The organism is Acidovorax sp. 94 (genome assembly GCF_003634645.1).
In the GTDB taxonomy this organism is placed as follows: Bacteria; Pseudomonadota; Gammaproteobacteria; order Burkholderiales; family Burkholderiaceae_C; genus Acidovorax; species Acidovorax facilis.
In genome coordinates this window covers 805,413-831,453 of record NZ_RBJA01000001.1, presented here as the reverse complement: position 1 = coordinate 831,453, position 26,041 = coordinate 805,413, and the positions used below count along the sequence as shown (strand labels likewise).

At 62.6% G+C, this 26,041-nt stretch carries 31 protein-coding genes and 1 pseudogene; 9 read left to right on the top strand and 23 right to left on the bottom strand.

What is annotated here, in order from left to right; translation table 11 throughout:
• Positions 1 to 66 precede the first annotated feature (66 nt).
• On the top strand, positions 67 to 1,407 hold the full coding sequence (locus C8C94_RS03950; protein WP_121419801.1) for a GNAT family N-acetyltransferase: 1,341 nt from the start codon (positions 67 to 69) through the stop codon (positions 1,405 to 1,407).
• A 32-nt stretch (positions 1,408 to 1,439) separates the two neighbouring features.
• Positions 1,440 to 1,952, top strand: coding sequence for a hypothetical protein (locus C8C94_RS03945; RefSeq protein WP_228894848.1), 513 nt, complete (start codon positions 1,440 to 1,442; stop codon positions 1,950 to 1,952).
• An 84-nt stretch (positions 1,953 to 2,036) separates the two neighbouring features.
• Here the strand turns inward: C8C94_RS03945 and C8C94_RS03940 are convergent, their stop codons facing one another.
• From C8C94_RS03940 to C8C94_RS03915, 6 genes are all read right to left on the bottom strand, one after another.
• Positions 2,037 to 3,221 carry a Gfo/Idh/MocA family protein gene (locus tag C8C94_RS03940; protein ID WP_121419800.1) on the bottom strand — a complete coding sequence of 395 codons (1,185 nt, stop codon included), beginning with the start codon at positions 3,219 to 3,221 and terminating at the stop codon, positions 2,037 to 2,039.
• Positions 3,222 to 3,277: 56 nt separating this feature from the next.
• Complete coding sequence (locus tag C8C94_RS03935) at positions 3,278 to 4,288, bottom strand: sugar phosphate isomerase/epimerase (RefSeq protein ID WP_121419799.1); 1,011 nt, start codon at positions 4,286 to 4,288, stop codon at positions 3,278 to 3,280.
• 332 nt (positions 4,289 to 4,620) lie between these two features.
• Positions 4,621 to 5,601 carry a substrate-binding domain-containing protein gene (locus C8C94_RS03930; protein WP_121419798.1) on the bottom strand — a complete coding sequence of 327 codons (981 nt, stop codon included), beginning with the start codon at positions 5,599 to 5,601 and terminating at the stop codon, positions 4,621 to 4,623.
• Between the two features lie 100 nt (positions 5,602 to 5,701).
• A complete protein-coding gene (locus C8C94_RS03925) occupies positions 5,702 to 6,718 on the bottom strand; it encodes an ABC transporter permease (RefSeq protein ID WP_199731185.1) in 1,017 nt (338 codons plus the stop codon).
• Positions 6,699 to 8,189 (bottom strand): sugar ABC transporter ATP-binding protein, encoded by a 1,491-nt coding sequence (locus C8C94_RS03920; protein ID WP_121419797.1) that lies wholly within the window; start codon positions 8,187 to 8,189, stop codon positions 6,699 to 6,701. The genes C8C94_RS03925 and C8C94_RS03920 overlap by 20 nt, the downstream gene beginning before the upstream one ends.
• Entirely contained in the window at positions 8,186 to 9,436 is a 1,251-nt protein-coding gene (locus tag C8C94_RS03915; protein ID WP_370449727.1) for an ROK family transcriptional regulator, read from the bottom strand. The genes C8C94_RS03920 and C8C94_RS03915 overlap by 4 nt, the downstream gene beginning before the upstream one ends.
• Before the next feature lie 294 nt (positions 9,437 to 9,730).
• Here C8C94_RS03915 and C8C94_RS03910 point away from each other — a divergent pair, with 294 nt between their 5' ends.
• A complete protein-coding gene (locus C8C94_RS03910) occupies positions 9,731 to 10,792 on the top strand; it encodes a DUF4062 domain-containing protein (protein WP_121419796.1) in 1,062 nt (353 codons plus the stop codon).
• A gap of 122 nt (positions 10,793 to 10,914) precedes the next feature.
• Here the strand turns inward: C8C94_RS03910 and C8C94_RS03905 are convergent, their stop codons facing one another.
• The 16 genes and pseudogenes from C8C94_RS03905 to C8C94_RS25790 all read right to left on the bottom strand — a co-directional run.
• Positions 10,915 to 11,508 carry a class I SAM-dependent methyltransferase gene (locus C8C94_RS03905; RefSeq protein WP_121419795.1) on the bottom strand — a complete coding sequence of 198 codons (594 nt, stop codon included), beginning with the start codon at positions 11,506 to 11,508 and terminating at the stop codon, positions 10,915 to 10,917.
• Between the two features lie 283 nt (positions 11,509 to 11,791).
• The gene (locus tag C8C94_RS03900) at positions 11,792 to 11,980 is read right to left on the bottom strand and encodes a hypothetical protein (RefSeq protein ID WP_121419794.1); all 189 of its coding nucleotides are present in this window, start codon (positions 11,978 to 11,980) and stop codon (positions 11,792 to 11,794) included.
• A gap of 3 nt (positions 11,981 to 11,983) precedes the next feature.
• Complete coding sequence (locus C8C94_RS03895; protein ID WP_121419793.1) at positions 11,984 to 12,529, bottom strand: phage virion morphogenesis protein; 546 nt, start codon at positions 12,527 to 12,529, stop codon at positions 11,984 to 11,986.
• Between the two features lie 106 nt (positions 12,530 to 12,635).
• The gene (locus C8C94_RS03890) at positions 12,636 to 13,838 is read right to left on the bottom strand and encodes a phage minor head protein (RefSeq protein WP_121419792.1); all 1,203 of its coding nucleotides are present in this window, start codon (positions 13,836 to 13,838) and stop codon (positions 12,636 to 12,638) included.
• Positions 13,831 to 15,330 carry a DUF935 domain-containing protein gene (locus C8C94_RS03885; RefSeq protein ID WP_121419791.1) on the bottom strand — a complete coding sequence of 500 codons (1,500 nt, stop codon included), beginning with the start codon at positions 15,328 to 15,330 and terminating at the stop codon, positions 13,831 to 13,833. Before C8C94_RS03885 ends, C8C94_RS03890 begins: the two co-directional genes overlap by 8 nt.
• 5 nt (positions 15,331 to 15,335) lie before the next feature.
• A complete protein-coding gene (locus tag C8C94_RS03880; RefSeq protein ID WP_233573384.1) occupies positions 15,336 to 16,805 on the bottom strand; it encodes a terminase large subunit domain-containing protein in 1,470 nt (489 codons plus the stop codon).
• On the bottom strand, positions 16,805 to 17,350 hold the full coding sequence (locus tag C8C94_RS03875) for a DUF3486 family protein (protein WP_121419790.1): 546 nt from the start codon (positions 17,348 to 17,350) through the stop codon (positions 16,805 to 16,807). Before C8C94_RS03875 ends, C8C94_RS03880 begins: the two co-directional genes overlap by 1 nt.
• Positions 17,351 to 17,352: 2 nt before the next feature.
• Positions 17,353 to 17,628, bottom strand: coding sequence for a hypothetical protein (locus tag C8C94_RS03870; RefSeq protein ID WP_233573383.1), 276 nt, complete (start codon positions 17,626 to 17,628; stop codon positions 17,353 to 17,355).
• A gap of 32 nt (positions 17,629 to 17,660) precedes the next feature.
• Positions 17,661 to 18,011, bottom strand: coding sequence for a hypothetical protein (locus tag C8C94_RS03865; protein WP_121419788.1), 351 nt, complete (start codon positions 18,009 to 18,011; stop codon positions 17,661 to 17,663).
• Complete coding sequence (locus tag C8C94_RS03860; protein ID WP_121419787.1) at positions 18,008 to 18,556, bottom strand: hypothetical protein; 549 nt, start codon at positions 18,554 to 18,556, stop codon at positions 18,008 to 18,010. Before C8C94_RS03860 ends, C8C94_RS03865 begins: the two co-directional genes overlap by 4 nt.
• Positions 18,553 to 19,095, bottom strand: a complete 543-nt coding sequence (locus C8C94_RS03855) for a lysozyme (protein ID WP_121419786.1) — start codon at positions 19,093 to 19,095, stop codon at positions 18,553 to 18,555. The genes C8C94_RS03860 and C8C94_RS03855 overlap by 4 nt, the downstream gene beginning before the upstream one ends.
• Before the next feature lie 110 nt (positions 19,096 to 19,205).
• Positions 19,206 to 19,757: a TM2 domain-containing protein gene (locus C8C94_RS25800; RefSeq protein WP_233573382.1), complete on the bottom strand. Its 552-nt coding sequence runs from the start codon at positions 19,755 to 19,757 to the stop codon at positions 19,206 to 19,208.
• A 47-nt stretch (positions 19,758 to 19,804) separates the two neighbouring features.
• Positions 19,805 to 20,344, bottom strand: a complete 540-nt coding sequence (locus tag C8C94_RS25400; RefSeq protein ID WP_147433227.1) for a DUF4124 domain-containing protein — start codon at positions 20,342 to 20,344, stop codon at positions 19,805 to 19,807.
• Positions 20,344 to 20,706, bottom strand: a complete 363-nt coding sequence (locus C8C94_RS03845) for a hypothetical protein (RefSeq protein ID WP_147433226.1) — start codon at positions 20,704 to 20,706, stop codon at positions 20,344 to 20,346. The genes C8C94_RS25400 and C8C94_RS03845 overlap by 1 nt, the downstream gene beginning before the upstream one ends.
• Before the next feature lie 32 nt (positions 20,707 to 20,738).
• Entirely contained in the window at positions 20,739 to 20,990 is a 252-nt protein-coding gene (locus tag C8C94_RS25795; RefSeq protein ID WP_233573615.1) for a hypothetical protein, read from the bottom strand.
• A gap of 21 nt (positions 20,991 to 21,011) precedes the next feature.
• Positions 21,012 to 21,158 (bottom strand): annotated as a pseudogene (locus C8C94_RS25790) (helix-turn-helix transcriptional regulator); the annotation flags it as partial.
• A gap of 117 nt (positions 21,159 to 21,275) precedes the next feature.
• Here C8C94_RS25790 and C8C94_RS03835 point away from each other — a divergent pair.
• On the top strand, positions 21,276 to 21,515 hold the full coding sequence (locus C8C94_RS03835; protein ID WP_121419783.1) for a DNA-binding protein: 240 nt from the start codon (positions 21,276 to 21,278) through the stop codon (positions 21,513 to 21,515).
• Positions 21,516 to 21,578: 63 nt separating this feature from the next.
• On the opposite strand, the gene C8C94_RS03830 is transcribed toward C8C94_RS03835, so the two are convergent.
• Entirely contained in the window at positions 21,579 to 21,848 is a 270-nt protein-coding gene (locus tag C8C94_RS03830; protein ID WP_147433225.1) for a hypothetical protein, read from the bottom strand.
• Positions 21,849 to 21,959: 111 nt separating this feature from the next.
• Between C8C94_RS03830 and C8C94_RS03825 the strand changes: the two genes are divergently transcribed.
• The 5 genes from C8C94_RS03825 to C8C94_RS03805 all read left to right on the top strand — a co-directional run bounded on the left by C8C94_RS03825 (position 21,960) and on the right by C8C94_RS03805 (position 25,966).
• Positions 21,960 to 22,430, top strand: a complete 471-nt coding sequence (locus C8C94_RS03825) for a hypothetical protein (protein ID WP_121419781.1) — start codon at positions 21,960 to 21,962, stop codon at positions 22,428 to 22,430.
• A gap of 2 nt (positions 22,431 to 22,432) precedes the next feature.
• Positions 22,433 to 22,681 carry a hypothetical protein gene (locus C8C94_RS03820; protein ID WP_121419780.1) on the top strand — a complete coding sequence of 83 codons (249 nt, stop codon included), beginning with the start codon at positions 22,433 to 22,435 and terminating at the stop codon, positions 22,679 to 22,681.
• A complete protein-coding gene (locus C8C94_RS03815) occupies positions 22,678 to 23,010 on the top strand; it encodes an HTH domain-containing protein (RefSeq protein WP_121419779.1) in 333 nt (110 codons plus the stop codon). Before C8C94_RS03820 ends, C8C94_RS03815 begins: the two co-directional genes overlap by 4 nt.
• A gap of 68 nt (positions 23,011 to 23,078) precedes the next feature.
• Positions 23,079 to 24,128, top strand: coding sequence for a hypothetical protein (locus tag C8C94_RS03810; RefSeq protein ID WP_199731184.1), 1,050 nt, complete (start codon positions 23,079 to 23,081; stop codon positions 24,126 to 24,128).
• Positions 24,129 to 24,157: 29 nt separating this feature from the next.
• Positions 24,158 to 25,966 (top strand): DDE-type integrase/transposase/recombinase, encoded by a 1,809-nt coding sequence (locus C8C94_RS03805; RefSeq protein ID WP_121419778.1) that lies wholly within the window; start codon positions 24,158 to 24,160, stop codon positions 25,964 to 25,966.
• The last annotated feature ends 75 nt before the right edge of the window (positions 25,967 to 26,041 follow it).

The following is a 26,041-nucleotide window of genomic DNA, read 5'->3' as shown; positions in this document are numbered from 1 at the left end:
CCCCTGCGGCCAGGTTGAACACCGCCCACACGGGCCCGCAGCTTGCAAAACAAAACCGGGGCGTGCATGGCTGAATCTGCCATTATCGCCCGCGTACTTGCCACTGCGCTGGACGTGGATGCTGCGGCCTGGAACACCCTGCTGGCCCAGCAAAGCCACCCCACGCCCTTCATGCGCCACGAGTACCTGGCCGCCCTGGAGACCAGCGACAGCGCCACCCCACGCACCGGCTGGGCGCCGCGCTTCATGACCCTGTGGGAGGGCGACACCCTGATTGCCGCCTGCCCGCTGTACCTCAAGAACCACTCCTACGGCGAGTACGTGTTCGACTGGGCCTGGGCCAGCGCCTACGAACAGCACGGCGTGCCCTACTACCCCAAGGCCGTGATCGCCGTGCCCTTCACCCCCGTGCCGGGCAGCCGCCTTTTGGCCCGTGACGATGCTGCACGCGCTCTGCTGGTGCAGGCGGTGTGCCAGTGGTGCGAGGACGAAAACGTGTCGTCCGTGCACATCCTGTTTGCCAGCGACGACGACGTGCTGACCAGTGCGCAGCAAGACCTGATGCTGCGGCACACCGTGCAATTTCATTGGAAGAATGTGGCCCCCACGCTCCCCGCTGCGCGTGGTTCGCTGCCCCCCGAGGGGGCCCTCACCGCCTTGGGGCGGCCCGGCGGCGGCGAGAACGTTGCCCCCACGCTCCCCGCTGCGTCTGATGCACCCTCCCCCGACAGCACCTTGCCCGGCGGCGGCTCGGGCCAACCCTTCAAAGACTTCGACCACTTCCTTGCCAGCCTCTCCCATGACAAACGCAAGAAGATCCGCCAGGAGCGCCGCCGCGTGGCGGATGCCGGGGTCAGCTTCCGTTGGTCGCGTGGTGCGGACATCAGCGCAGCCGACTGGGATTTTTTCTACCGCTGCTACGAGCGCACCTACCTCGAACACGGCAACCCGCCCTACCTCACGCGGGACTTCTTCGCCCGCATGGCGGCCCACATGCCCGAGGCCTGGCTGCTGTTTGTGGCCGAGCGCGACGGCCAGCCAATTGCTAGCAGTTTGATAGCCATCAGCGCTTTACCATCCAGCGCTGGCAGCCAAAAAGACCAAAACATTGTGGCCTACGGCCGGTATTGGGGCGCGCTGGAGCGCGTGGACTGCCTGCACTTCGAAGCCTGCTACTACCAGCCACTGCAGTGGTGCATCGAGCACGGCGTGATCCGCTTTGAGGGCGGCGCCCAGGGCGAGCACAAGATGGCCCGCGCCCTGCTGCCCGTGCAGGCCACCAGCGCCCACTGGCTGGCGCACCCGGCTTTTGCCGACGCGGTGGAGCGGTTCCTGCAGCGCGAAGGCGCCGGGGTGGCTGAGTACCTGAGCGAACTGCACGAACGCAGCCCGTTCAAGACAGCCTGAGCCAGCGCAACGCCAGCCCGCCCCACACCAGCTTGCACCAGCCTGACAACGCCACCAGCGCGTTGGATGCGCCCAACCTCGGGTTCTCCCGACCTCGGCACAGCTTTTGCAACGGCATACTGGCGGCCGCCCGCACCCGGGCTGCGCACCACGGCGGCCCATCCGCCCGCCCGTCAACCCACAGCACCCTCACCATGGCCGCTCCGCAGCATGTCCCATTTCTGACGGTGGAAGACGAAGACGACTGGGTCGTCTCATTCGCGCTGGGCCCACAGGGCGCCCACCGCCTCACCCTGGTACGCACCCCCCGGCTGGAATTCATGCTGCGGCCCGAGCAGCGCGGTGTGTCGGTGGGTGCCGAAGCGGGCCAGCGCCCTGCCCTGCTGGTCGCGGTGCAGTGGGGCCCCAAAAGCGTGGACGTGGTGTCCACCGCCAAGCGCTACAGCCTGGACATCAGCAAGGTAGACAACGCCACCCGCACGGCGGCACTGCGTGTGCTGGGCAAGATGAACTTTGACCAGCGGTTTCAGCTGGCAGGCAACTGACCAACGGCTGCAGACGGCCCGTCAACCGCTCACAAATAGATAGCTGTCTGCGCTTTCCTGAAAAGCGCTGCGGGCCAATCTGATTCAACCATTCGGGCCAACCGAGTCGGCCAATGCGGTCCATTTACGCTCGCTCGCAGCGGACTCCACCACCTTTTCGATAAAGCGCACCCCCTCGGCACCATCTTCCACGCGCGGATAGTCGGCCGCCAAAGGGTCGGCCGCGCGGCCAGCGGCACGCGCGCGGATGTCGGCCGCCACACCCAGGTAGATGTTGGCAAAGGCTTCGATGAACGCCTCGGGGTGCCCCGCAGGGATGCGCCCGGCGCGCCGCGCCGATTCGCACAACCAGGGTGAGCCGCGCGTGAGGATGCGGCGCGGGCCGTCCACGGGGGAGTGGACGAGCTGGTTGGGCTCTTCCTGCCGCCAGGTGATGGTGCCCAACGTGCCGGACACCTGCAGGCGCAGGTCGTTCTCCAGCCCCGCTGCCACCTGCGATGCCACGATGAAGCCGCGTGCGCCGCTGTCGTAGCGCAGCAGCAGCTGGGCGTCGTCGTCCAGCTGCCGCCCGGCACCAAAGGTGGTGAGGTCCGCACACACCCAGGCGGGGTGCTGGCCGGTGACGGTGGCGGCCAGATTTTCGGCGTGTGATCCGATGTCGCCCAGGGTGCCTGCGCTGCCGCTGCGCGCCGGGTCCAGCCGCCAGTCGGCCTGCTTGTTGGCGCCGCCCTCTTCCACTGCGGTGGCCAGCCAGCCCTGGTTGTATTCGACGGTGATCTTGCGGAGCTGGCCCAGCACACCGCTGTGCACCAGGTGGCGCGCCTCACGCACCATCGGGTAGCCGGTGTAGTTGTAGGTCACGCCGAACACGGTGCCCGCCTTCTTCACGGCGGCCACCAGCTCGTCGGCCTGCGCGCGGGTGTGCACCAGCGGCTTGTCGCACACCACGTGGAAGCCCGCCTGCACAAACGCCAACGCCACCGGGTGGTGCACATGGTTGGGGGTGACGATGCTCACCAGGTCGATGCGCTCATGCGCCGGGCGGCGCAGTTCGTCGGCCAGCAGGTCCTGCCAGCTGCCGTGGTTGCGGTCGTCCGCCAGGCCCAGTTCGGCGCCGGATGCGCGCGCCCGCTCGGGTGAGGACGAGAGCGCGCCCGCCACCAGTTCAAACTGGCCGTCGAGCGCCATGGCCTTGCGGTGCACCGCGCCGATGAAGGCGCCATGACCGCCGCCCACCATGGCGTAGCGGAGCTTTTGGGGACTGGACATACGAAACGCCTTTGCTCGCTGTGTGTTGTTGTTATCGGTTTTTTGCAGGGGTGCGGCTAGGCCTGCTTGTCGCGCGCAAACACGGCGTCGAATGCACCGACGGCGGGCTTGAAGTCGAGCCGCTTGCAGAACACCGCGCTCTCTGTGGCGCCGTGCACGCGGTCCATGCGGCTGTCTTCCCACTCCACCGAGAGCGGGCCCTGGTAGCCGATGTCGTTGAGCGCGACGATGATGGATTCGAAGTCGATCATCCCGCGCCCCACGCTGCGAAAGTCCCAGTTCCGCCGCGCGTCGCCAAAGCTGGTGTGCCCGCCGAACACGCCCACTGTGCCGTCGCCCTTGCCCCACCACACGTCCTTCATGTGGGCGTTGTAGATGCGGTCGGCAAACTGGCGGATGAACTTCACGTAGTCCACGCCCTGGTAGGCCAGGTGGCTCGGGTCGTAGTTGAAGCCGAAGCGCTTGTGGCCGCCCACGGCAGCAATCGCGCGCTCGGCCGATGCGATGTCGAACGCGATCTCGGTGGGGTGCACTTCGAGCGCAAAGTTGATGTCGTGCTGCTCGAACACATCGAGGATGGGGCCAAAGCGCTTCGCAAAATCGGCAAAACCCTTGTCCCAATACGCCTGCGTGGTGGGCGGAAAGGCATAGATCGAATGCCACACGGACGAACCCGTAAAGCCCGTCACGGTCTTCACGCCAAACTTCGCAGCAGCGCGCGCTGTGTCTGCCAGCTCGGCAGCAGCGCGCTGGCGCACACCCTCGGGCTTGCCATCGCCCCACACATGGGGCGGCAGGATGGACTGGTGGCGCTCGTCGATCAAATCGCACACGGCCTGGCCCACCAGGTGGTTACCGATGGCAAAACACTGCAGGCCGTGCTGGGCCAGCAATGCGTGTTTGTCCTTGACGTACAGGGGCGACGACAGCGCCTCCTGCACGTTGAAATGGTCGCCCCAGCAGGCCAGCTCCAGGCCGTCGTAGCCCATGCTTTTGGCCAGGGGCGCGAGTTGCGCCAAAGGCAGGTCGGCCCACTGGCCGGTGAAGAGGGTGACGGGTCTTGGCATGGTGGCTCCAAGGGACGTTGGGTTGCAGGTTCGAAGCGGCTATAAGCTATATTTTCAATAGCTGCTAGCGCTTACTGGATAAGCGCTAGAGGCCAATTTGGCTTGATTTTTCACACATCTCAGATCGCCCCTCACTCCCTCTCCCCTGGTGGGAGAGGGCCGGGGAGAGGGGGGAGTGAAACGGGCGCGGCGCGGGTGCAGCCCCCCCCTCTCCCCCACCCTCTCCCGCGAGGGGAGAGGGGGTCAACCCCCAGCGCCGCTGCGGGTGCACGGGCTGATGTCCTCATCTGAGGGATGTTCCTGATCAGGCAACTTGCCTCACATTGACGCCATCAAAACGGCGAGTCAGGGAAGTAAAAATCCTTCGCCGTTTCCTTGGTGATCAGCACCGACGGAATGATGGTGTTGGCGGGCAGCTTCTCGCCCTTGATGCGCGCCTCGGCCGTGAGCTTGATCGAGTCGTAGATGAACTTGGGGCTGTACGACACGTTGGCCTGGATGAGCGGGTTGCTACCGTCCATCAGCGTCTTGATCATGCCCTTGGCCCCCGCGCCGCCAAACACCAGCTTGATGTCTTTGCGCTTGGCCTGCTCGATGGCCTTGAGCACGCCCACGGCCATGTCGTCGTCGGCCGCCCACACGGCGTCGATCTGCGGGAAGCGGGTCAGGTAGTCCTGCATCACCTTGAAGGCGTCGTCGCGGTTCCAGTTGGCGTACTTGGCGTCCAGCAGCTTGATGCCGGGGTGGTTCTTCAGCACGCTGTTGAACGCGTCCATGCGCTCGTTGTCCAGCGTGGTCGCAATGCCGCGCATGGCCACCACGTTGCCCTTGCCACCCAGCGCCTTGGCGATGTACTCGGCCGGAATCTTTCCGAACGCGGTGTTGTCACCGGCCACGTACGCGTCCTGCGCGCTGGTGTCGGTCAGGCCGCGGTCCACCACCGTCACGTACACACCCTTGGCCTTGACCTGGGCCACGGGCTTGGTCAGCGCGGCCGATTCGAAGGGGAAGATGACCAAGGCGTTGATCTTGTTCACCGTCACCAGGTCTTGCAGCTGGTTGGCCTGCTCCGGCGCGCCGCCTGCCGTCTTCACGATGACCTGCAGACCGGGGTGGGCCTTTTCCAGGTCCTTCTTGGCCTGGTTGGCCCAGTACACGATGCCGCCGGTGAAGCCGTGCGTGGCCGAGGGGATGGCGACGCCCACCACCGTCTTGTTGGCCTGCGCCATGGCAGGGGCGGCCAATGCGAAGGCGGCGGCGCCCACGGCCGAGAGGGCCAGGCGGCGGGTGAAAGAAGAAAGTTGGCTGTTCATGCGTTGTCTCCTGTTGCTTTGGAATATGGCCATGGAAGCTGGCCGGCTGGGGAACACGAAAGTCAAACGACGTACCGAGAAAACCAATCCCGAAAATTGATCACCGTTTTCCGCGCTGCATAAAGGCAACCGCGATGATCACGAAGCCCTGCACCGCCGCATTCAGGTACACGCTGATGATGCTGGTGAGGTTGAGGATGTTGCTGATGACCGAGAGCAAGATGGCGCCCACCACCGTGCCGGTGATGCTTCCCGCCCCGCCCTTCAACACCGTGCCGCCCACAATGACGGCGGCGATCGCCTCCAGCTCCCACAGCAGCCCTGTGGTGGGCGATGCGGACCCCAGGCGCGGCACATACAGCAGCGTGGCAATGCCCACGCACACGCCGAGCAGCATGTACGTGAGGATCTTGATCTTGTGCACATCCACCGCCGCGTACTGCGCCACCTGCTCGTTGGAGCCGATGGCCTGCACATAGCGGCCATAGGCCGTGCGGTTCAGGATCACGCCGCCGATGACAGCCACCAGCAGGAAGATCCACACGGGGATGGGCACGCCCAACAGGTTGGCGTAGTACACCGGGCTGTAGATGTCCGACAGATCGTTCTCCAACGTGATGGCCCCGCCGTTGGAGAAGTACGTGAGGTACGCACGGAAGATGCCCAGCGTGCCCAGCGTCACGATGAAGGGCTCGATGCGCCCCTTGGTGATGAGCAGCCCATGCACCAGCCCGAACACCGCGCCCAGCACCACCGCCAGCAGCATGCCCACTGCCACGGCGGCCATGGGCGAGCCCAGCAGGGGCGCCATTGCGTTCATGAACAAGATGACCGAGCCTGCGATCAGCGCCGCCATCGACCCCACCGACAGGTCGATGCCGCCCGAGATGATCACAAAGCACATGCCCACCGCGATGATGCCGATGAAGGCCGTGCGCGTGAGCACGTTCATCACGTTGTCGTAGGTGGCGAAGTTGCTGTTGAGCAGCGTGCCGGCAAAACACAGCAGCACCAGCCCGATGACCGGGCCCAGCCCGTGCAGCTTGCCCCACCAGGCCGTGGCGCCGCCGTGGCGGCCCGCTGCAGTGGTGGCGTTTTCAGCGGGTACCTGTGGCATGTGCGATCAACTCCTCTTCGGTCAAATTTGGCTCTTGGAGCGTGGTCTGCAGCCGCCCGGCGCGCATCACCGCCACGCGGTGGCACAGGCCGATCAGCTCCATCAGTTCGGACGAAATCACCACCACCGCCAGCCCCTGCTCTGCCAGGCGCTGCACCAGGTGATAAATCTCGCGCTTGGCGCCCACGTCCACGCCGCGCGTGGGCTCGTCCAGCACCACCACGCTGGGGCCGGGGTGCAGCACCTTGGCCAGCGCCAGCTTTTGCTGGTTGCCGCCCGACAGCGACGACGCGCGCACATCGAGCGACCCGGTGCGGATGCCGAACTCCTGCACTGCATCGCGCAGCGCAGCCTGCTCGGCCGCCGGGTCTAGCCAGGGCTTGGCATAGCGCTCCAGCGCCATCAGCGTCAGGTTGGGCCGCAGGCCAAAGTGCACATGCAGGCCCTTGCCCTTGCGGTCTTCGCTCAGGTACGTGAGGCCATGGCGCGCCGCATCGCGCGGGCTTTTCAAATTCACCGGCTTGCCCGCCAGCTCCACCGTGCCGGCCGAGCGCGCGCGCAGGCCCAGCAGGCCCTCGAACAGCTCGGTACGGCCAGCGCCCACCAGCCCGGCAAAGCCCAGAATCTCGCCGCGCCGCACCTCAAAGTCCACGCCCTCAGCCCACCCCGGCACCGTGAGGCCGCGCACCTTGATGGCCGGTGCGCCATCCTGCGGCGCGGGCAACTTGGGCGGGAACAAATCCGCCAGCTCGCGGCCCACCATCAGGTTGGCCATCTGCCGCCGGGTCACGCTGGCCGTGGCCTCGCGCGCCACCAGCAGGCCGTCGCGCATCACCACCACCTCGTCGGTGGTGCGCTCCACCTCGTCGAGCTTGTGCGATATGTAGATGATGGTCACGCCCGCGGCCTTGAGCCCGGCCATCAGCGCAAACAGGCGCTCCGTTTCGCCCGGGGTCAGCGTGGCGGTAGGCTCGTCCATGATGAGCAGGCGCGCATTGCGGGCCAGCGCGCGGGCAATCTCCACCAGCTGTTTTTCGGCTACGATGAGCTTGCGCACCCGTGTGTCCGGGTCCAGCGGCAGGCCTACCTTGGCAAGCGCCTCGCGCGTCTTCTCGCGCATCGCCTTGTCGTCGAGGAAGGGGCCGCGCTTGATCTCGTGGCCCAAGAAGATGTTCTGCGCAATCGTCAGGTCGTCCGCCAGGTTGAACTCCTGGTGGATCAGCACAATGCCCTGCGCCTCGGCCGCGCGCGAGCCGCCGCCCGGTGCGCGCACCGCGCCGTCCACTACCACCTCGCCAGTGGTGGGGCTCTCGTACCCCGCCAGAATCTTCATCAGCGTGGACTTGCCCGCGCCGTTCTCGCCCAGCAGGCCATAGACGCGGCCCGGCTGCAGCGCAAAGCCCACGCCGTGCAGCACGCGCACCGGGCCAAACTCTTTGGTGACGTTGCGGAACTCGACGGCTACGCTCATCGCGCTGCCCCTGTTCCTACGACTGCTCCAGCGCCCACACCCGTCACCGAGCCCGCGCGCGACAGGCTCTCCTGCATCGCCAGCACGCCCGCGCCCACCACACCGGCATCGTCGGCCAGGGGGGCGTATTGAATCTCCAAGTGCCGCGTCGACAGCGCCAGCGACCGGTGGTACACGCTCTGCCGCACCGACGCGAGGAACAGCGGCCCCATGTCCGTCACCCGCCCCGCAATGAACACATGCGACGGGTTGAAGAAGTTGACGATGGACGCCAGCATCTGCCCCACCAGGCTGCCCGCGCGCTGGATGATCGCGTTGGCCGCCACATCGCCCGTGCGGCTGGCCTGGGCCACGTCTTCAATCGTCAGCGTGCCGGTGCTTTGCAGCCGCTCCGCCAGCATGACGCTTTCGCCGCGCTGCGCGGCCTCGGTGGCCATGCGCGCCATGGCGGGCGCTGCGGCCATCGCCTCCACACAGCCCTGGTTGCCGCAGTGGCAGCGCGGGCCATGCTGGTCCACACAGATGTGGCCCACATCGCCCGCCGAGCCATTGGCGCCCCGGTACACCTGCCCGTGGCACACGATGCCGCAGCCAATGCCCGTGCCCACCTTGATGACCAAGAAGTTGGGCAGATTGCGCTGCAGCCGGTACATCTCGCCCAGCGCCATCAGGTTCACGTCGTTGTCCACAAACACCGGCGCGGCAAACGCCTCGCGCAGGTAGTCGCGGATGGAAAAACCGTCCCAGTCGGGCATCAGCGGCGGGTTGACGAGCTGCCCGCTTTCAAAATCCACCGGCCCCGGCACGCCCATGCCAATGGCAATCACCTGATGGGCGGCCAGCCCGCAGCGCGCCAACAGCTCGCGCATCAGCCCCCGCACCCGCGCCAGGATCACGCCCGGCCCCTGGCGCACATCAATCGGCTCGCGGTGCCGCGCCAGCACTGTCATGTCGGGCCGCATGACTGCGACCTGCATGCTGGTCGCGCCCAGGTCGGCCCCAATCACCACGCCCAGGGTTTCGCTCAGTCGGAGGGTTTCGGCACGCCGGCCGCCAGAGGATTCCTGCAGGCCCACCTCGTCGAGCAGGCCTTCATCGAGCAGCGCCGCGACCATGGCGTTGGCCTTGCTCTTGGAATAGGCCAGGCGCTGCGCGAGCGCATTGCGCGACGCGCCTGCGGACCAGAAGATGGTCTGCAAGACGTCCAGGTCTTCGGTGCCGCAGTGACTCCAGCGGGTGGATGGCAAGGCTTGTCTCCTGTCATGTTTTTGTGCAGCACCTCATGGGGGTGGGTGCTTGACAGGGATGCTATGCGGTCTACTTTGGCCGGGCAAGACTTAACTTTGGCCAAAATTAGCTCAAAGCTCAACGAAAATTAGTTCGAGATCGAGCGCTCGCGTATAAATCATCCTACGCAGGCCATACAGCACTGAAACGCACTCATAAGTGACGCTTCTTGTCGGGCAATCCACAAGCAGTAGGCCTTGCTCTCAAGTTATTCAAAAACAATTTCACAAAACCAGCTTAAGAAGGGATTTTTCATGAAAAGAAAATTACAGGTTTTTATATCCAGCACGTACAGCGATTTACAAGAAGAAAGACAAGCCGCTGTTAGCGCCATATTAAAGGCAGGCCACATCCCCGCCGGAATGGAATTATTTACATCCGGAGATCAATCACAAATGACCATCATCAAGAATTGGATTGACGAATCTGACGTCTACATGCTTATTCTCGGTGGACGTTATGGCTCCGTTGAAAAAACATCCGGCATTAGCTATACCGAGCTTGAATATGACTACGCACACGAACAGGGCAAACCAGCATTTGCAGTAGTCATAACCGAACAAGCCCTCGAGCAAAAAATTCGCTCCAAAGGCACTGTTTTTGGAGAAAAAGAAAATCCTAAGGAGTTAGCACTTTTTAGACAAAAAGTCCTTACCAATATGTCTTCGTTTTTTGATGACTACAAAGACATAAAACTTTGCGTACATGAGAGCTTGGCAGATTTCTCCTCCAAGAGGGAATTAAAAGGATGGGTCTCTGCGGACGAAGTGGTCGACACATTGCCATTGTTTGAAGAAATCAAGAAACTATCAGAGGAAAATAAGGCCCTGAAAGAGCAAGTTGCCAAAAATGAGGCACGAAGTCCAGCCGCAGCGAAGCAAGAAAATAATATTGAGAAATTTACCGAGTTAAAAAACATTCTCAAAGAAATAGAAATAAAAATACCAGCCACACTTGCAAAAGGCAACGAAACACCCATCAGTTTACTTCAACTTTTTTATGGCGGTCGTGATGCCCTTATAAATGGCGTGACCAATGCAGCAACCTCCAGCCCTAGCGAGTCATTTTTTTATCACAACATTTGCCCAAAACTTCAGGTGCATGGCCTAGTAATTAATGAAGAAGTGCCTGGCACTCGATATAGAAGAAGCTATGTCTCTGCCGCAGGAAACGCGTTTTTGGCACAAATGGAGCGTGAAATTCACCTCACAAAAAAGAAAGATGAAAATAAAACAAAAGACAAAGAACCGGCTACTCCGAAAACTAAAATAAACGCAACCACAAAAAAAACAATTACTAGAAGATCGGCAAAATAGGATTTATCAGAGCGCAATGCGCCCCAGATCAGGATATTTTCTTATAATCTTTCCTTCGTGCGCATTGCCTTAAATTCAAATAAAAATAGCGCTGACTCCCAACTGTATTTTCTACTCTGCGTTTAACTAACAAATCTGGTCCACTCGGCAGTAGCCACCCAACCCCTGAACGCAAACCCCATGTAAAACATCTGCACATCGTTGAACCCCGCCTCTCGCAAAATAGCCTCATCCTCCTCCGGCGTCAGAACGGCCAGCTCTGCAGCCACCTTGTCCCGCGCCCTGGTCGCATGCTCCGGCGGCACGCCGGACGCCACCTGAAACACCGCATAACGCGACAACCACAGGTCGCGCTCCCCTGCCCCGCCCTCACCGCCTGGGCCTGCACCATCCGCCACGCTCAGATGCGCAACCACCAGCGGCGCCCCGGGCTTGAGCCGCCGCCGGATCTCCGCCGCCATGGCCGCACGCTCCTCGCGCGGCACAAAGTGAAAAGCCAGCAGGCACGTCGCGCCATCAAACGGCCCGGGCGGTGCGCTCTGCACATAGCCGTGGTGCAGCGCCACGCGGTCGCTGGGCACGCCAGCGCTCTGTAGCCGCTGCACCGCCAGGTCGAGCATGGGCTGGCTGGGATCCACGCCGTCAAACCGCCAGCCGGGAGGCACCAGCGCTATGTCTTCCAGCTCCTGCCCACAGCATGCGTCCACCACCAGCACGAGACGGTGGGGCTGGAAAGTCCGCTCTGTATTTAATAGCTATCAGTGCTTTACCAATAAGCGCCAGAGGCTGTTTTCACTCATATTTCTGCAGAACATGTGCACGCCTGCTGAACGGGAGTGAGATAAAGAAAGAGTGGGCGGCGCGATAAATGGGAAGAAACGGGAAGAGCAGGGGCAATGTGGGCTGGTGAATCTGCAAATCTCTTTCCCAACACGAAAACACGCAGCACAAGAAAAATCGGCGCCGTTTTGGCGCCTTTTTCGGTTTGGGGGTCGGGCATCAAGCCATCGCGGCCATGATACCCGCCGCAACCGGCCCAGCCAGGGCTACCAACAGAGCCAAGACGAACCAGAAGCCCTGCACCGCGACGTTGCGCCACTCCCGGCGCCGCCAGGCGCCGCGCAGCAACCGCCCCCGCTCCCAGAGCAGGAACAAAACGGCCGCGCAGAGCTGAAAGAAGCCATTCATGCTTCAGCCCTCCATCAAATAGGAATTCACCAGGTCAACGATGTTGGCCTTGTCATCGTCTGACGCGCCCAAGAACGGCCGCGCCGGAACATCCCCCCAGGGCAGCGGAAAACTCCCCTCACGGGTCGCGTAGAAACCAAATCCGAACTCCCCCGACTTCGCCCCGTAATGGAAGGTGCCCGCGTAGATCAATGGGCTGCCGATGGCCACAGCGTCGTCGCCCTGGATCTGGTAATTGATGGTGGTGCCGAGTGCGCGGGTCTCACCGGTACCGGGTTTTTTATTTGCCAGCTTGGACGCGCTGCCCTTGGTCAGCCCTCCGTCCTTCTTCCGGGCGAACATGGCGCTGTACCTCGCCAGTGTCACTGCACTGTTCGGAGCCCAGGCGCTCCCATCAGGCGCGGTCGCGGTCGAGAATCGTTGAATCGTCGATTCCTGCATATCGGCGCCGATCTGCTTCAACACCGGCCGCATATCCTTTGCCCGCGCCACGAACCCATGCAGATAGTCCAGGGCGCTCCGGTCGGTCAACTCGATCAATTGCGCCATGCTGGCCTCCTGGCTAAAATCAACGTGCCTTGCACAGCATCAACCCCCGGGTGTTTAAACCCGGTTCCGTCAGCAGACGTTCTAGGTTGAGGGGTGCAAGGCTTTTTCATTTGGCGGTCTTGATCACCAAGCTGGTCAGCGACAGCGAGCGATTGCGCTTGCCCGACAACACTTCCCACACCGCACGAAACGTCTCCCCGCCAATGACCTTGGTAGCCACCAGCGTGGGGTTGCCTTGCCGCGACTTCTCGCCCGCGCGCAACGAATCCGGGTCATTCAGCACTGACTCCAGCAGAGCAAAGTCTCCGGGCTGCGCGGGCCGCTGGCCACCACCGTCAAAGCCGTGCGAAGCCTGCACGTGGCGGGGGGCATCGGCTGGCAGCAGCACGGTGTAGCCCTTTGTGTCCAAGTCGAGGGTCTCGGCAATCCAGTCAGGGCGCTCCACAAATCCCAGCCAGAGCGGATTACGCCGCTGGCGGTCGGCAAGCACGTCGCGCACAAAGTCGGGCACCTTGTCATCTGCATTGATGTAGCGATTCACGTCGGCCGACAGAGCCTTGCTGATCGCCGGGGGGTAGTCGATCAACTTCTCCTGGACGAAAGTGCGCAGATCGTCATCAGCTCGGGCGCCCGGCGCATAGTCCCAGCCCTCGTCAATGCCCACTGGGGCGCCAGTAGCCGGGTCGGTCTCCGTCCAGCCCTCTGGCGGCGTCGTTGCGTCGCCATCGCCCGGCGCGGCCACAGCCACAACGCGGCATTTGCAACCCCAGCCATTGGGGGGGAAGTGCGTGTTCCAAAACGGGTCGTCATGGCGCAGCGTCAGCCGCATGTCGCCCCAGCGCTTGTGGTGCGGCCGGGGGTGCGTCACGCTGTCGTTGTGCACATAGCGCCAGAACGGCCTGCGCTTGACCAGGTCAGGGTCAAGCAGCTGGGCCCGGCGCCCGGCTGCGTATGAAGTCATCAGGTTGGTTTGATAGATCACCCGCGTGCGCCAGGCCTCACCCGCCTTGGTGCCTTCGCCAGTCCAGCCCGTCCAACCGTGCTTTGCCACGATTTCCGCAAAGTTCTTGCGAAACTCCCCAATAGAGCCGCCCTGAACGGCCTTGTCCACCGCTTTGCGCAAGTCGTGCAACAGGTCGGCCTTGGTCGCGCCCGCCACCACAAAGGCGCGATCATGGGCAGCACGCTGAATGTCGCGCCAGGTTTCACTCGGCAGGTTGAGCTTTCGGCGCAGAAACTCGATCTGTTCCAAGAACTCCTGGCGAGCGCCTTCCACCGTGGAGCGAGCCGCCTCCCCGATATCAGCCACGGGGCACCTCCTGTGCGGCCTGGTCGCGTCCTTGCAGGTGGGCCAGTTCGAAGGCCACCGCCATCAGCTCGGTAAGGTCCGCCGTAGGCAGCTCGCTATAGGCCTCCAAGAGCGCGTTTTGCAGCTCCTGCGGGTCCGAGTAGCTTTCCACCAGGCTGCGCAGATCACGCAACCAAGAGCTGATCACAGCCGCCCCGCCCGCTGAAACCTTGCTGGCGCTGATCGCTGGCACTTGGCTGCCCTCGGCAAATTCCGCAGCGGGCACGGGCAACGCGGCAGGCGTTGGCTTGGCGGTCGCCTCAGCGGTTTCCGCAATATCGCCATCTTGCAGCTTGTAGACGCGCTTCCAGTATTGGGGCTGGAAGTTCAACCCCGCCCGTTTCAGCATCTCGTCCCGCTCGGCCTGCTTGACATTGACGTCTTCTTCCTCAAACAGCTCGAAGGTCGGGGATGGTGCCTGCTCGCCGTCGTACAGGTCCGTGATCCAGCGCAGCAGCTGATTGACCGTGGCCGCGGACAGCTTCGCGTCGCCATCCCGAATGGTGCCAGTCACCTCAAGCCCGGCCGTTGCGCTGGCCTTGTTCGCACTGGCCTCTGTGCTCTGGTTCTGGCCCAGCAGAGCAATGTTTATCTCCGAGCGGCAGTACATCAACAGGCGCTCGTAAAGATCCGCACTCGCACCTTTGTCGCTCGCCTCCAGGATGTCAATGCTGGAGTCGTCGGGGATGGCCGCCACGGCGTCCTGGATCATCGCCTCCAGCTTGTCGAGCAGCTTGTCTACCTCCGGGCCCGGCGTGCCGCGCGGCTGCTTTCCCACCAGCCAGGGCGTGCCGTATTTCTCGGTGAAGGTCACCCAGAACTTGAGGCCACCCCGCATGAAGGTATCCGCCCAAAAGCACATGGACAGGTCAGCGAAGCCGTAGGGGTTGGCATAGCTCGCCTCTTGCCGAGCAAGCAGGAACTTGCGGGGCTCCAGCTCTTCACCATGCAAGGGCTGCTGGCGGCTGCGAAACCGCAACTGGGCGTTGTTGTCGAAAGTGAACCACTCTTGCGGCTTACCGATCACCTCCAGGGGCGCCATTGCACCGTTGAAGTTGCCCCACATCAGCTCCAAGGGCTGGTAGCCGAACAGCACCGCATCGGTGATCTCATTGATCAACCTGTCCATGTCATAGGTCGCCAGCACGTCGGTGCACAGGCGCGTGACGCGGGCGCTGGCCTTGCCCCGTTCCACCCTCCATTCCAGCCCCTTGACGGCGGCTTTGCGTCGACGAATGGGGCCACCGATAGACGCGCGGCTGCGCATATCGCGATAAACGCTGATGTCCTTGCCCTGGCGCTTCAAGATCGGGTCGGGGTTCGGAAGGATGAACCCAAACGCCATGTCCATGCTGCGATCGCGCGTGGCGATCTCTTCAGAAAGGCTGCTGCGCTTGCGCGTTTCCGCAAAGGAAACGAACTCGGTGGGGGAAACGTAGATACCTCGGGACATGATGCTCAGTAGCCTTCTAGGGATAGCGCGCTGCGGCGGGGGCGGCTGGCGGCATGCACCGGGCCAAAATTCATGCGCGTAGCGGCATGTGCATAGACGCAAGCCATGGCGTTGTCGCCGTGGCCACCGTCTGCGGTCTTGCCCTCTGGCATGCGGGGAACGCCACGCACCAGCTTGATTGCTCGGTGGGACTGAAGAAGGCCGTCGTGCTTGGGCACTTCGATCGTGTCGTCTTCAAACGCCGCCTTGTAAGGGGGCATGTTGTCGCGATACCAGCCTTCGGTGGGCATAAGGCGCAGAACCATAGCCCCGTATTTGTCGAACGCGGCCTCACCGATGTAGCTGCCATTGCCCCGGCTGTCGATCACGATGCCGCTCAATCTCGGCAGTGCTTCCGTGATCGTGAAGAGCACCTGCAGCTGCTCGTTGTAGGGAACGTTCTTGAGCTCGACCAGGAACGGGATGCGAACCCGCAGGTTGCTCTCGATAGCGGCGGGTGCAATGCACGATAAGTCGCCGCTGCGGCCAAAGTCCATGCCCAGAGCGTGGCGCTCTTCGTGCGAAAACAACGCCAGCAAAGGCTTCAGATGCTCATCAATCCAATCCTGCATTTCCCGCTTGCGCAGGTCTGGCCGTGCATTGTTGAAATCGATGCTGCCTGTGAAACGAATCACGGGCGCTTCCTTCATGCGCGCCTCAATCAGCGCTCGGCTCAGCCATGCGCCGCTACCCTTGGACGGGATGCAGAAAAGCTCCTCATCCTCATTAGGTTTGTAGCGGTTGATCATGGTCTGGCGCCATTCCACCTCGCGCTCTCTCGACCACTCCTGCCCGGTGACAGCACAAATCTTCTTGTAGAGGCCGTCGCGCAGCGCATCGTCCAGATCCACTCGGTGCAGGCTGTATGGGAACTTGCCCGCACGCACATCGTTGATCAGCTCATTGAACGGGTTGTCGTCGCCGTCGTGCGTGCTGATGATGCGGATCTGGCCGCCCCACATCGTCATGGCCATGGCCGCTTTCAGCACTTCCTTGATGTCATCCAGGAAGGCGCCCTCATCGACAACCAGGCGCTCGCCTGGCCGCCCCTTGGACCGCAGGTTGCGTGGGCTGCTGGTAAACGCCTGGATCATGTGGCCGCTGTCAAACTTGATCGTGTACGTGAGGATCTGCTTGTCCTCTTCTTCGATCACCGACTCTTCGATCTGGCCAGCCGCCGCGTTGAAGGCGCGCGCCCAGGTGGCGCAATCCTGGATGAAGCCTGCGGTCATCTCCTTGTTGTAAGAGATGTAGTAGACATTGGCGCCCTCGGCGCTGGCCGCGTACAGCACATCGTCGGCCGCTTCTGCATAGCTGATGCCAATGCGCCGCGACTTCTCCATGATCTTGACCTGCGACTTGTCAGCAATCCAGTCCACCTGGTACTGCATCAAGATGCGCGCAGCCTGCGCCACCTGGGCCTGCTGCATTGCCATTACAGCTGCCCCATGATGGCGACGCGCAACGCATCAACGCCAGCGGCAGACAGGCCGTGCTGCCGGCCCGTTTCGCTCGCCTGGTTGGCCGCATCTTCCAGAGCCTTCTTGCGCGCGGCCTCTTCGATCTCCTTGCGCACGGCCAGGCTGAACTTCTTCTGCGCGACCGACGCCTTGCCGATCTCAGCCGCGTTTTTGAAGAGCTTGTTGATATCGACGTCTTCTGCGTCGATGTCGATATCCATGAGCAGATTCAAGATCTTTTCTTGCGTCACGCGCACCACGGCTGAACCGAGCTTGTCTTCATCGTCTGGAGCGGCATCCACTAGGGCGCGGGCCTGTTCGCTAGCCATCTTGACTTTGGCCAGGCTGCGCTCAAACGGCGAGCCATAGCGCTGGAGCGACGACTTGGACACCTCCACGCCGCGCGCCTTCAGGTCTGCGGCCAACTGCACGTAATCGCCAAAGCCGCGCTTCACGAGCTCGGCATCCAGCCATTCCTTCAACTCTCGGGGCAGTGTGTGCACCTTGCTACGCGGGGCCATGGCTACACCTGTGTGATGCGCGGGCGCGTGATGCCCGGCTGCGCATCAATCGTGTACTCAGCAAACTCGATGCCGGTGCGCGTCAGGTCCACCATCCAACGGTCTGTTGGGTCCTTGGTGATCTCTACCAGCTCGCGCGCCTCCAGGTAGTCCAGGTTCACGCGCACTTCGCGGTGCGTGGCATCTGGGTACACCGACTGCACAACGCGCAGCAGCGCCTCGCTGTAGATGCCTTCCGGGCGGCTCAGGTTGATCACCGACAACAAATGCCATCGCATATCTTCCCGCCGGATTTTTGCAAGATCAAAGCTCACTTGGCTTCCCCCTTATTGATCTGATCCAGAGCGCGCTCCATGCGCAGCGCAAAGTTGTCAATGCGCGTTTCGATGATTCCGACGTGGCGGATAAAGTCATCACGGCGCACGTACTCCCGAGCAGCGTCGGCCTGGTGTTTCCGAAACTCACGTTCCAGCTCAAGCGTTGCCCCCGCGTTTTCTTTGTGGGCAGCCGCTATGGTCTTCATCGTCACGTCCAGCGTCTTAAAGCGGTCGGATAGGTGCCGGTCTTGCTGAATGGTGATTACCTTCACAAGGGCATACAGCGCTGCAATAAACAGCGCTGCCACCGTGATGACGTTGCCAAGGGTTAGCTCAAAAATCATTGGGTTTGCAGGGCGTCTGGCGCCTCAGTTGATGGGGGGCGGGCCTTGCCCGGCCCTTGGCCCGCGTGGCACACGTTGCGCGCGAAGTCCTGCAAACCAGTCACCTGGTCTCGGAGTCCGTCAGCCGTTGCTGCCAGCTCTTGATACGTGCCGATGCTTTCTCCGAAAAGCTCTCGGGCGGCACGGGCTTCGCCAGCGCAGGCGGCAAGCCCGGCGCTTCCTGGCTGGTAGGGATCGGGGCGGCTGTTGAGGCGGGCAATCTCGGTGTGCAAGCTGCGCACAGCAGCAACGGCAACAGCATCACGAGCGCGGCGCGTGGCCTCGCGTTGGGCGTCTTCATGGGCGGTCCTCTCGGCATTGCGAAACTTGATGACGTTGTCACGGGCGGTGGCCGCGTTGCGCGCGTTCTCTTGGGTATCCCACGCGGCCTGCACACGGGCTGCGCCGCGCTCATCGCCCTTGGAAATCAGGTGCGACTCCCATGCCTTGATGCCCACAATGGCCACACAGAGCAGCACGCCCGCAGCTATCAGACGCGCGCTCATGGCGTGGCCTCGCCAAGGCACATCGAGCGCAGGTGCTGGCGGTCAGCCCACACCCCGCGACAGGTGCGGTTGTCGGGGTGGCTGCAGCGGTCTTGTGGCTTGTTGACTGGCCCTGCCCGGTCGTAGAGCAGGATGGCCTCGCACGCGCCCTTGTGGTCCCCCGCACGCAGGCGGTGCACGATGGTACTGGGCCCAGTGCGCGCGTTGTTAAAGCAAACCGGGGCCGTGCCGGTGTTGTAGCCGAGGCCCACGAAGGCATCCCACTCTCGCTGGTAGAGCACCACATCGCCCATGCACCGCTTGAGGGCGATCTCTTTTTCGCTGGCATCGGCCCGCAGGCGCACCAGAGCGCGCACGGGCGGCAGCGCCGTGCCCATCTTGATGTCCGGCCCGGTTGTGCCAAAGCCAGCCGTTGGCACCTTCGTGCCATGCACGGGGTCAGGGTAGGCTTTTTCGCTATATCCCTCGCGCTGGGCGACATAGACAAGCCCGGTGGCCGAAAGGGCCAGGGCTGCTATTGCGATGCGGGTTGTTTCCATGCACGGCAGGATGCCGCGCGCGCGCGAAACACGAAAAGAAAGCGCTTGAAAAACAGCCGCTTGGCAACCGGCCGTGCAGCTATTTCAAACCCAGTTGGGTCAAAGCGTCGTCAAGAGCCATATCGCTCAAAGAACGTCTTCTCTGACATCAGAAGGTAGTTCAGCCCCTCGACAAAGCCGATAACTGCAGGAATGAACGTCCAGAAGAAAACAAGGTAGAGGATGCCCTGAAGGCCTTTGCCAAGATAGAACTTATGCACGCCAATTCCCCCAAGGAATAGCGCTAGCAATCCAGCAACCACCTTATTCTTGCCGCTCGTTGTTGTCTGTCCCAACAGCCCCGCTGATGGCGCTGCCATTTGGCGTACCCCGCACTTGGGGCAAATTTCGGCCTTTGAGTTGATGACTGCTGCACATTCGGAGCAGAACTTCTCGTCAGACCCTTTCACCCTTTGCGGAGCTGCATTTGCGGGTGAATCAGGCATGGTTGGCGCAGCTACGGCAATAGGCTGCGCCTGGGCGGAAGCCGCCGCACTTCGCGCCTTTGCCGCCATGGCTTCCTCCACGCGGCTATAGATCGCGCCACATGACGGACACGCCTCAAGCTCGGCACCAGTAGCGGCCGTATTGATCTGGCCGCACTTCAAACATGACTTTTGCATGAACACCCTCCCAGCATTGACAAAGAACTTCTAATAATTTTTCATGCCTACTGCTTCGCTTGCAGGTCGCGCAGCTCTTTTTCCAGTCCTTCCAGGTTCCCCTGAAGCTCCCGTGATTTGGCTTCGCAAATGCTGGCTGCGGCCTGCATCTCTGTTGAGATGGATTGCAACCAGGTGGCGCCTGCGAGATTGTTGTTCGCGCGGCTCTTTTGAGATGAGAGCTCGCGCTGTTTGGAGTCGCAAGCGTTGCGGTGTGCCTGCAGTGCAGCGCGGGCGTCGGGAATGCCTCGGTTCTCAAGGAACGTTCTGCGCTGCCAGCTCTCGCCAAATGCGCCTTCCTTCTTCTGAGGCGCTGCCGCTGTAGCACCGGCAGGCGCTACCGCCGCCGTGCCTGCAGGTGCCGCAGCAGTGGGAGTTGGGGCAACCGGTGCGTGTCCGCTTGCCGGCCTCACCACAATCTCCTCTCCCTTTCCAGCGCAAGGCGCATCCTGAAACACTGCTTTGCCATCCGGCCCAGTGCACTTGTTGATGGCCCATGCCGGGGCTGCTGCGATCAGCGCTGCAGATAGAAAAATAGCTGGTTTCATCACTGCGATTTCTCCCTGTTCCGGATGGTTTTTGCTAGGTAGGACTGTACCCGGTGCAGGTCCGAATGAGGTATGGCCTTCACCAGCTGTGTCTTGAACTCCCGCTCCATGAACCTCTTGAACCCTGCGAGTTCTCTGTCTGTGAGCTGGCCGCGCGCCTTCAGTATCTGAGACACAGCCTGCTTGTGCTGATCTGCAGCCATGGTGCCAACGGGCTGCGCTTGTTTCATCGGCGGATCTGTGGCTCTGGCCGGGTAGAAATGCTGGTGCACGACTTGCATTCCGCCCTCCACCTTGCCCACCTGAATCGCGCCGTCCCCCTGTACTTTTTGTTTTGGCAACAGCTTGGCAATCCACGCCAAGAGCTGCTTCGGTAGCTCACCCAAGTTTCACCTCATCTGTTTTTGATACGGGCCTTGCCCGTCACGCTGCCAATCTGGATTGCGTTGTCGCCCACCACGTTCTGGCCACTGCCGCTCGCACGGGCCGTCACTTGGCCGCTGGCCCCGAGCAACGCCCCCAGCGCAGCACGGCGCACCTCCTTGGATGCGTCTCTGAAGTAGTTGAGCATCGTCTCCTCGTCCGCCGTCAAGGTGGGGGCGGGCTTGACGCCACCAGCGCGCTGGCCGGTAAGGATGTAAAGCACGTCAGCTCCCGCAGTGGCGAGTGCTGACAGTTGAAAACCATCAGGCGCAGTCTTCCCCGTCTCCCATGAAAACAGGGTCTGCTTGGACGTGCCTGCTACAGCAGCGAAGGCAGGCTGGCTCAACCCGAGCCGTTCGCGCTCCTCCCGAAGCCTTTTTCCAATGGGCATTAAATATTTCCCAAAACCTATTGCATAGGAAAGAAATCTTTCCCATAATCTGCACATCAACAAACGAACACATGCAGCAGCGCCAACTGATGCACAACAAATAGGACGCAAACCGACATGCTCAAAACTCGCGCACAGGTCCGTGATGAGTTCGCCCGCAAGGGCTGGTCCATCTCGGGCTGGGCCAAGCAGAACGGGTACAGCCCAAACATGGTCATCGCCATCCTGGCTGACAACGAGGCAAACCTGCGCCTCAAGTGCCTGCGCGGTGATGCCCACAACATTGCGGTTCAGCTCGGCCTCAAAGAGGGCGAGATATCCCGCGCCGTTGGTGCCCGTCAGCTTGCCGCTGCGTGAGGTCCAAAGTGGTGCGTTCTACACCCAATGTAACAAATCGCCGAGACAGTTTCGGCTACCCCATCAACCCGCCTGTCCTGGGCGGTCGCCTTGGTACGCAGCCCGCGCCTGCCGCGCCTCGTCCAGCAGGTCAGCCAGCTGATACAGCACCTTGCGAGACGCCTGCAGCTCTGCATCTGCTGCCAGATGCTCCGGCCGTACCCGCCGCCACTCAGCAGCAATGCGGGGGCCGTCAATGAGGTCCCGCATCTCCAAGTGCGAGACCACGCGCAGTAGCGCCTGGCCAATGGCGTCAATGTGGCCGGTGAGTGTGTCGAGCTGTGCTTGGTCCATGGGTGCCTCTGCCGGGTTGGTTGAGATGCCCTCACTTTGCCAGCACGAAAGCCATTTGCAGCGTTTCCAGCCAGGCATTTGTTCGGAAGCGGCCGCACGGAGGGGCTTCTTATGACCCGCGCCCCTTTGAAACGCCAGCGTGCCAACAGCCTTGTGCACGCCCTGCGCCTGTGTAAGGAATGGGCGCAGGCCAAGCGCCACCTCAGTGTGGAGCGCATTGCCGACCGCATGGGCACCACGCACGACAGCCTCTACAAGTGGCTGGCCACCGGCCGCATGCCCGCCATCCTGATTCCGGCCTACGAGCTGGCCTGCGGCTGCCACTACGTGAGCGAGTGGCTGGCCGCCAGCAGCGGCGCCCTGGTGGTGCCCATGCCCACCGGCCGCAAGGCCGAGGGCACCGAACTACTGGACATGAACAGCAGCTGCGCTGCCGCCCTGCAGCTGCTCACCGCTTTCTATGCCGCCCCGCAGGCGGCAGACACCGAAGCCACCCTGGCCGCCCTGCGCCTGCACCTGGAGCAGGTGGCCTACCACCACCACAACGTGGCGCAGTACGCCACGCCAGAACTGGAGTTTTGAGCATGAACAGCCCACAAGAAGCGCCCACCCTGGCCTGCGCCGATGCCTGGTTTGCGGCCAATGTGCAGCGCTGCCCCCGCAGCGCGGAGTGGAAGCACGGCGCCCGCGCCGGGTGCTGCAAGGCCCACGGCCTGGCTTTTGAGCGCAGCCCCTGGCCCAGCGGCACCGCGCAAGACGACGCCCGCAATGCGGGGTTCCAGTACGGCTACGAGCAGGCCAAGCACGACTTGAAGGCGGAGGGCGCCCTGTGACCCGCGCCACCGACTACACCAACGCCGCGCAGCAACGCTTGCTGCAGCTCATTGACCTGATGGCCGGGCACGAGCTGCAGGGCTTGACACCGGGCGAGATCGCCAAGGCCCTGGCCGTGAACGGCAGCACCGTGACGAGGGACCTGGACAACCTGCGCACCGCAGGCTGGGCCGAGCTCACGCCCAAGGGCGACCGCTGGCGCCTGACGCCGCACGTCATTCAGATCAGCCTGCGCTACGCCACCGCACTGAACGCTGGCGCCCAGCAGTGGCGCGACACGCAACAGCGGTTCGGTCGCGTGGCGGGTGCGCCTGATGCTCTCAATTAAATAGCTGCTAGCGCTTATGTAGTAGGCGCTAGAGGCCGCAAACACTTTAAAACTACGGAACCCAAGACATGACACGCGCAGAACTCACCGACGAACAAATTGAAGCCCGCATGCCCAAGAAGGCGGGTCGCCCCGCTATGACTGCAGCCCAGCCTGTGGCTGTCGTGCTGAATGGAGAGGCCGCTGCGCAGGCGGTGGCGGACGTGGATGGCTTGGCACAGTTGCAAGTGGGCTACAACGAAGAGCGCGACCTTGCGAATCAGCTCCTTGGTCAGGCGCAAATGGCCGACTCCTTTGCCAAGTTTTCGCTGACGGTCAGCGTTTCCAAGCTGGCATTTGTGAGAGAAAACAAGCTGTACAAGGCATTCAAGGGTAAAAAAAGCGCTGACGGTCAGCGGTTTTTGTCGGGTACGTGGGACGAGTATTGCGATCTGTTGGGCCGGTCACGTCAGCAGGTTGACGAAGAAATATCAAACTTGAAGTCTTTCGGCGAGCAAGCCCTCGAATCCATGTCCGCCATGGGCATCGGCTACCGCGAACTCCGCCAATACCGCAAGCTGCCCGAAGACCAGAAGCAAGCCCTGATCGAAGTGGCCAAGGCGGGCGACAAGGAAGGCTTTGTAGAGCTGGCCGAAGAGATCATTGCCAAGCACGCCAAAGAAAAAGAAGCCCTTGCCGCCCAGGTGGAAGAAGCCCAGGCTACGCTGGAGGCCAAAGACCGCGTGCTGCAAACCCGCGCCGAGCTGATTGGCAAGCTCGAAGAGCAGGTGGCGGGCAAGTTCAAGCCACTGCCCGGCAGCGAGGCGCGCACCGCCCAAGAGCAGGCCCTGCTCAAGGAGCTGGACGAAGGCACCAGCAGCGCCTTCCTCTCCATGCACCGCACGTTCAAGGCTGCAGATGCCGCCTTGTCTGGCAGCGGTGCCCGCGATGCCATCCAGGCCCGCGCCCGCCAGGCGGTTGAGTTCCTCGCTCAGCAGCTGGCCGACATGTGCGAAGAGTTTGGCATCTCGGTGGACTTGGACGAGCGCATCAATCCATCTTGGCTTAGCGAAGACGCCATTGCCGCTATTGAGGCGCGCAACGCCGCAAATCCCCACACCAATACGCGGGCGCAGTAAGTCACGGCCTTTGCCACCAAGGCACCCCCATGGACGACATCCGTATGCAAATCATCACCAACGCCGCGCAAGAGTGCGCCGAGGCCGGGCATGGCGACTGCGGCCCTGTGGTGGCGCGTGCCGCCGAGGCCCTGTGCCTTTCAGTGGGGCGCACGGCCACGCTGATCAGCCAAGCGCAAAAGCGCCTGGGCCTGGCCAAGCCGCGCAAGCGCCGCTCAGACGCGGGGCAGTCAGCCATCACCGACGCTGAGCTTGAAACCATCGCGGGGACCATCTTGCACGACCGCCGTGCAGGCAAGTGGATGATCCCCCTGCAAGACACCATCGACATGCTGTATGAGGGTGGCAAGATTGCTACCCGGCTCTCCAGCAACCACGTAGCACGCCTACTGCGCCAGCGCGGCCTGGACGGACATAGCCTCGCCGCCCCCACGCCCCATGTGCGCATGCGCACGGAGCACATCAACGCTGTGTTCCAGATGGACGCCTCGGTGTGCGTGCTCTACAAAACGCCGCAGGGCGAGCTGCTGCTGCTCGAAGAAGACGGGGTGCACTACAAGAACAAGCCGGGCAACCTGGTGCGCGTGATGGACCAGCTGCTGGTGCGTTTTGTAGGCACCGAGCATGCCAGCAACGCCATTGCCGTGCGCTTTTACACCGGGGGGGAGACCACCGAGAACGCCCTGGACTTCCTCATGTGGATGATGACCCAGCGCCACGACGCCCAAGGCAACCCCATGCCGCTGCACGGCGTGCCCTTCACGCTCTACACCGACCAGGGTGGCTGCTTCAAAAGCGCGGCATTCCGCAACTTTTGCAGCGCTATGGGGATAAAGCAGGAATGGCACAAGCCGCGCAACAGCCGGGCCACCGGACAGGTGGAGGTGTCGCAGAACATCGCCGAGCGGGGTTTTGAGTCGCGCCTTCGGTTTCTGGACCCTGCAACCATCACCATTGCCCGGCTGAACGCCATGGCCGAGTTGTGGATGCACAAGCGCAACGGCACCAAAAAGCACAGCCGCCACGGCATGCAACCCTATGTGGCCTGGAGCACCATCACCACCGAGCATCTGCGCATAGCGCCCAGCATGGAGCTCATGCGCAGCTTGCCTGCCAGCCTGGCAGAGCCGCGCCAGGTCAGCGGCAACATGACGGTGAGCTACGCGCTCAAAAAGGGCCAGGGCAGCCGCGAATACGACCTGCGCTATGTCCCCGGTGTCAGTCCGCGCAGCAAGGTGCTGGTGTGCGTCAACCCCCTGGCGGCGCCTGCTGTGCGGGTGGGCGTAACAGACCCGGCTACTGGCGAAATCGTGTGGCACCAGGTGGAGCCTGTTGCAGAAGGCTGGATGGGCTATCAAGCCGGCGCCCCCGTTCTTGGTCAAAGTGAATTCCAGGCCATGCCAGCCACGCCCGCCGACGAGCGCCGGGCCCGGATTGCCGCGCAGGCTTTTGCCACCCCGCAAGGCCCGGCGACCCCCACCCAGGTGCAGGCCGCGCAAAAGGCAGGCACCGCGCCCTATGTGGGCCAGTTCGACCCCTTTGCCGATATCAAGGCCGGTGCTGCCAGCCTGCCCACCTATCTGCAGCGCCCCGGTACGCAACACGCCGCCGCAGCGCCAACCGTGGAGGCCGCCCGCATGTCGGTGGCCGCCGCGTGCAAATACATGCGCCAGGAGCTGGGCGACGCCTACGACCCCAGCACCTATGCCTGGCTCACCGAGCGCCATGGCAGCGTGGGCGTGCCTGACGACGTGGTGAAGGGGCTTGTTGCCGCGCGCCGCCAGGCCATGAGCGCAAAACCCGCTGCGGGTGGCCTGCGTGCGGTGGGGGGCGCGTGATGGTGCGCATCCATTCCCATGTGGCCCGTTTGAGCGTGCCCATACCCGCCCTCAAAGAAGTTGGCCCCGCCGGGT

Coding starts and splice junctions, on each gene's coding strand:
- C8C94_RS03950 (WP_121419801.1), top strand. CDS start 67: ATGGCTGAATCTGCCATTATCGCCCGCGTACTTGCCACTGCGCTGGAC.
- C8C94_RS03940 (WP_121419800.1), bottom strand. CDS start 3,221: ATGTCCAGTCCCCAAAAGCTCCGCTACGCCATGGTGGGCGGCGGTCAT.
- C8C94_RS03935 (WP_121419799.1), bottom strand. CDS start 4,288: ATGCCAAGACCCGTCACCCTCTTCACCGGCCAGTGGGCCGACCTGCCT.
- C8C94_RS03930 (WP_121419798.1), bottom strand. CDS start 5,601: ATGAACAGCCAACTTTCTTCTTTCACCCGCCGCCTGGCCCTCTCGGCC.
- C8C94_RS03925 (WP_199731185.1), bottom strand. CDS start 6,718: ATGCCACAGGTACCCGCTGAAAACGCCACCACTGCAGCGGGCCGCCAC.
- C8C94_RS03920 (WP_121419797.1), bottom strand. CDS start 8,189: ATGAGCGTAGCCGTCGAGTTCCGCAACGTCACCAAAGAGTTTGGCCCG.
- C8C94_RS03910 (WP_121419796.1), top strand. CDS start 9,731: ATGAAAAGAAAATTACAGGTTTTTATATCCAGCACGTACAGCGATTTA.
- C8C94_RS03900 (WP_121419794.1), bottom strand. CDS start 11,980: ATGAATGGCTTCTTTCAGCTCTGCGCGGCCGTTTTGTTCCTGCTCTGG.
- C8C94_RS03895 (WP_121419793.1), bottom strand. CDS start 12,529: ATGGCGCAATTGATCGAGTTGACCGACCGGAGCGCCCTGGACTATCTG.
- C8C94_RS03885 (WP_121419791.1), bottom strand. CDS start 15,330: ATGTCCCGAGGTATCTACGTTTCCCCCACCGAGTTCGTTTCCTTTGCG.
- C8C94_RS03880 (WP_233573384.1), bottom strand. CDS start 16,805: ATGGCAATGCAGCAGGCCCAGGTGGCGCAGGCTGCGCGCATCTTGATG.
- C8C94_RS03875 (WP_121419790.1), bottom strand. CDS start 17,350: ATGGCCCCGCGTAGCAAGGTGCACACACTGCCCCGAGAGTTGAAGGAA.
- C8C94_RS03870 (WP_233573383.1), bottom strand. CDS start 17,628: ATGCGATGGCATTTGTTGTCGGTGATCAACCTGAGCCGCCCGGAAGGC.
- C8C94_RS03865 (WP_121419788.1), bottom strand. CDS start 18,011: ATGATTTTTGAGCTAACCCTTGGCAACGTCATCACGGTGGCAGCGCTG.
- C8C94_RS03860 (WP_121419787.1), bottom strand. CDS start 18,556: ATGAGCGCGCGTCTGATAGCTGCGGGCGTGCTGCTCTGTGTGGCCATT.
- C8C94_RS03855 (WP_121419786.1), bottom strand. CDS start 19,095: ATGGAAACAACCCGCATCGCAATAGCAGCCCTGGCCCTTTCGGCCACC.
- C8C94_RS25800 (WP_233573382.1), bottom strand. CDS start 19,757: ATGCAAAAGTCATGTTTGAAGTGCGGCCAGATCAATACGGCCGCTACT.
- C8C94_RS25400 (WP_147433227.1), bottom strand. CDS start 20,344: ATGAAACCAGCTATTTTTCTATCTGCAGCGCTGATCGCAGCAGCCCCG.
- C8C94_RS03835 (WP_121419783.1), top strand. CDS start 21,276: ATGCTCAAAACTCGCGCACAGGTCCGTGATGAGTTCGCCCGCAAGGGC.
- C8C94_RS03830 (WP_147433225.1), bottom strand. CDS start 21,848: ATGGACCAAGCACAGCTCGACACACTCACCGGCCACATTGACGCCATT.
- C8C94_RS03825 (WP_121419781.1), top strand. CDS start 21,960: ATGACCCGCGCCCCTTTGAAACGCCAGCGTGCCAACAGCCTTGTGCAC.
- C8C94_RS03820 (WP_121419780.1), top strand. CDS start 22,433: ATGAACAGCCCACAAGAAGCGCCCACCCTGGCCTGCGCCGATGCCTGG.
- C8C94_RS03810 (WP_199731184.1), top strand. CDS start 23,079: ATGACACGCGCAGAACTCACCGACGAACAAATTGAAGCCCGCATGCCC.
- C8C94_RS03805 (WP_121419778.1), top strand. CDS start 24,158: ATGGACGACATCCGTATGCAAATCATCACCAACGCCGCGCAAGAGTGC.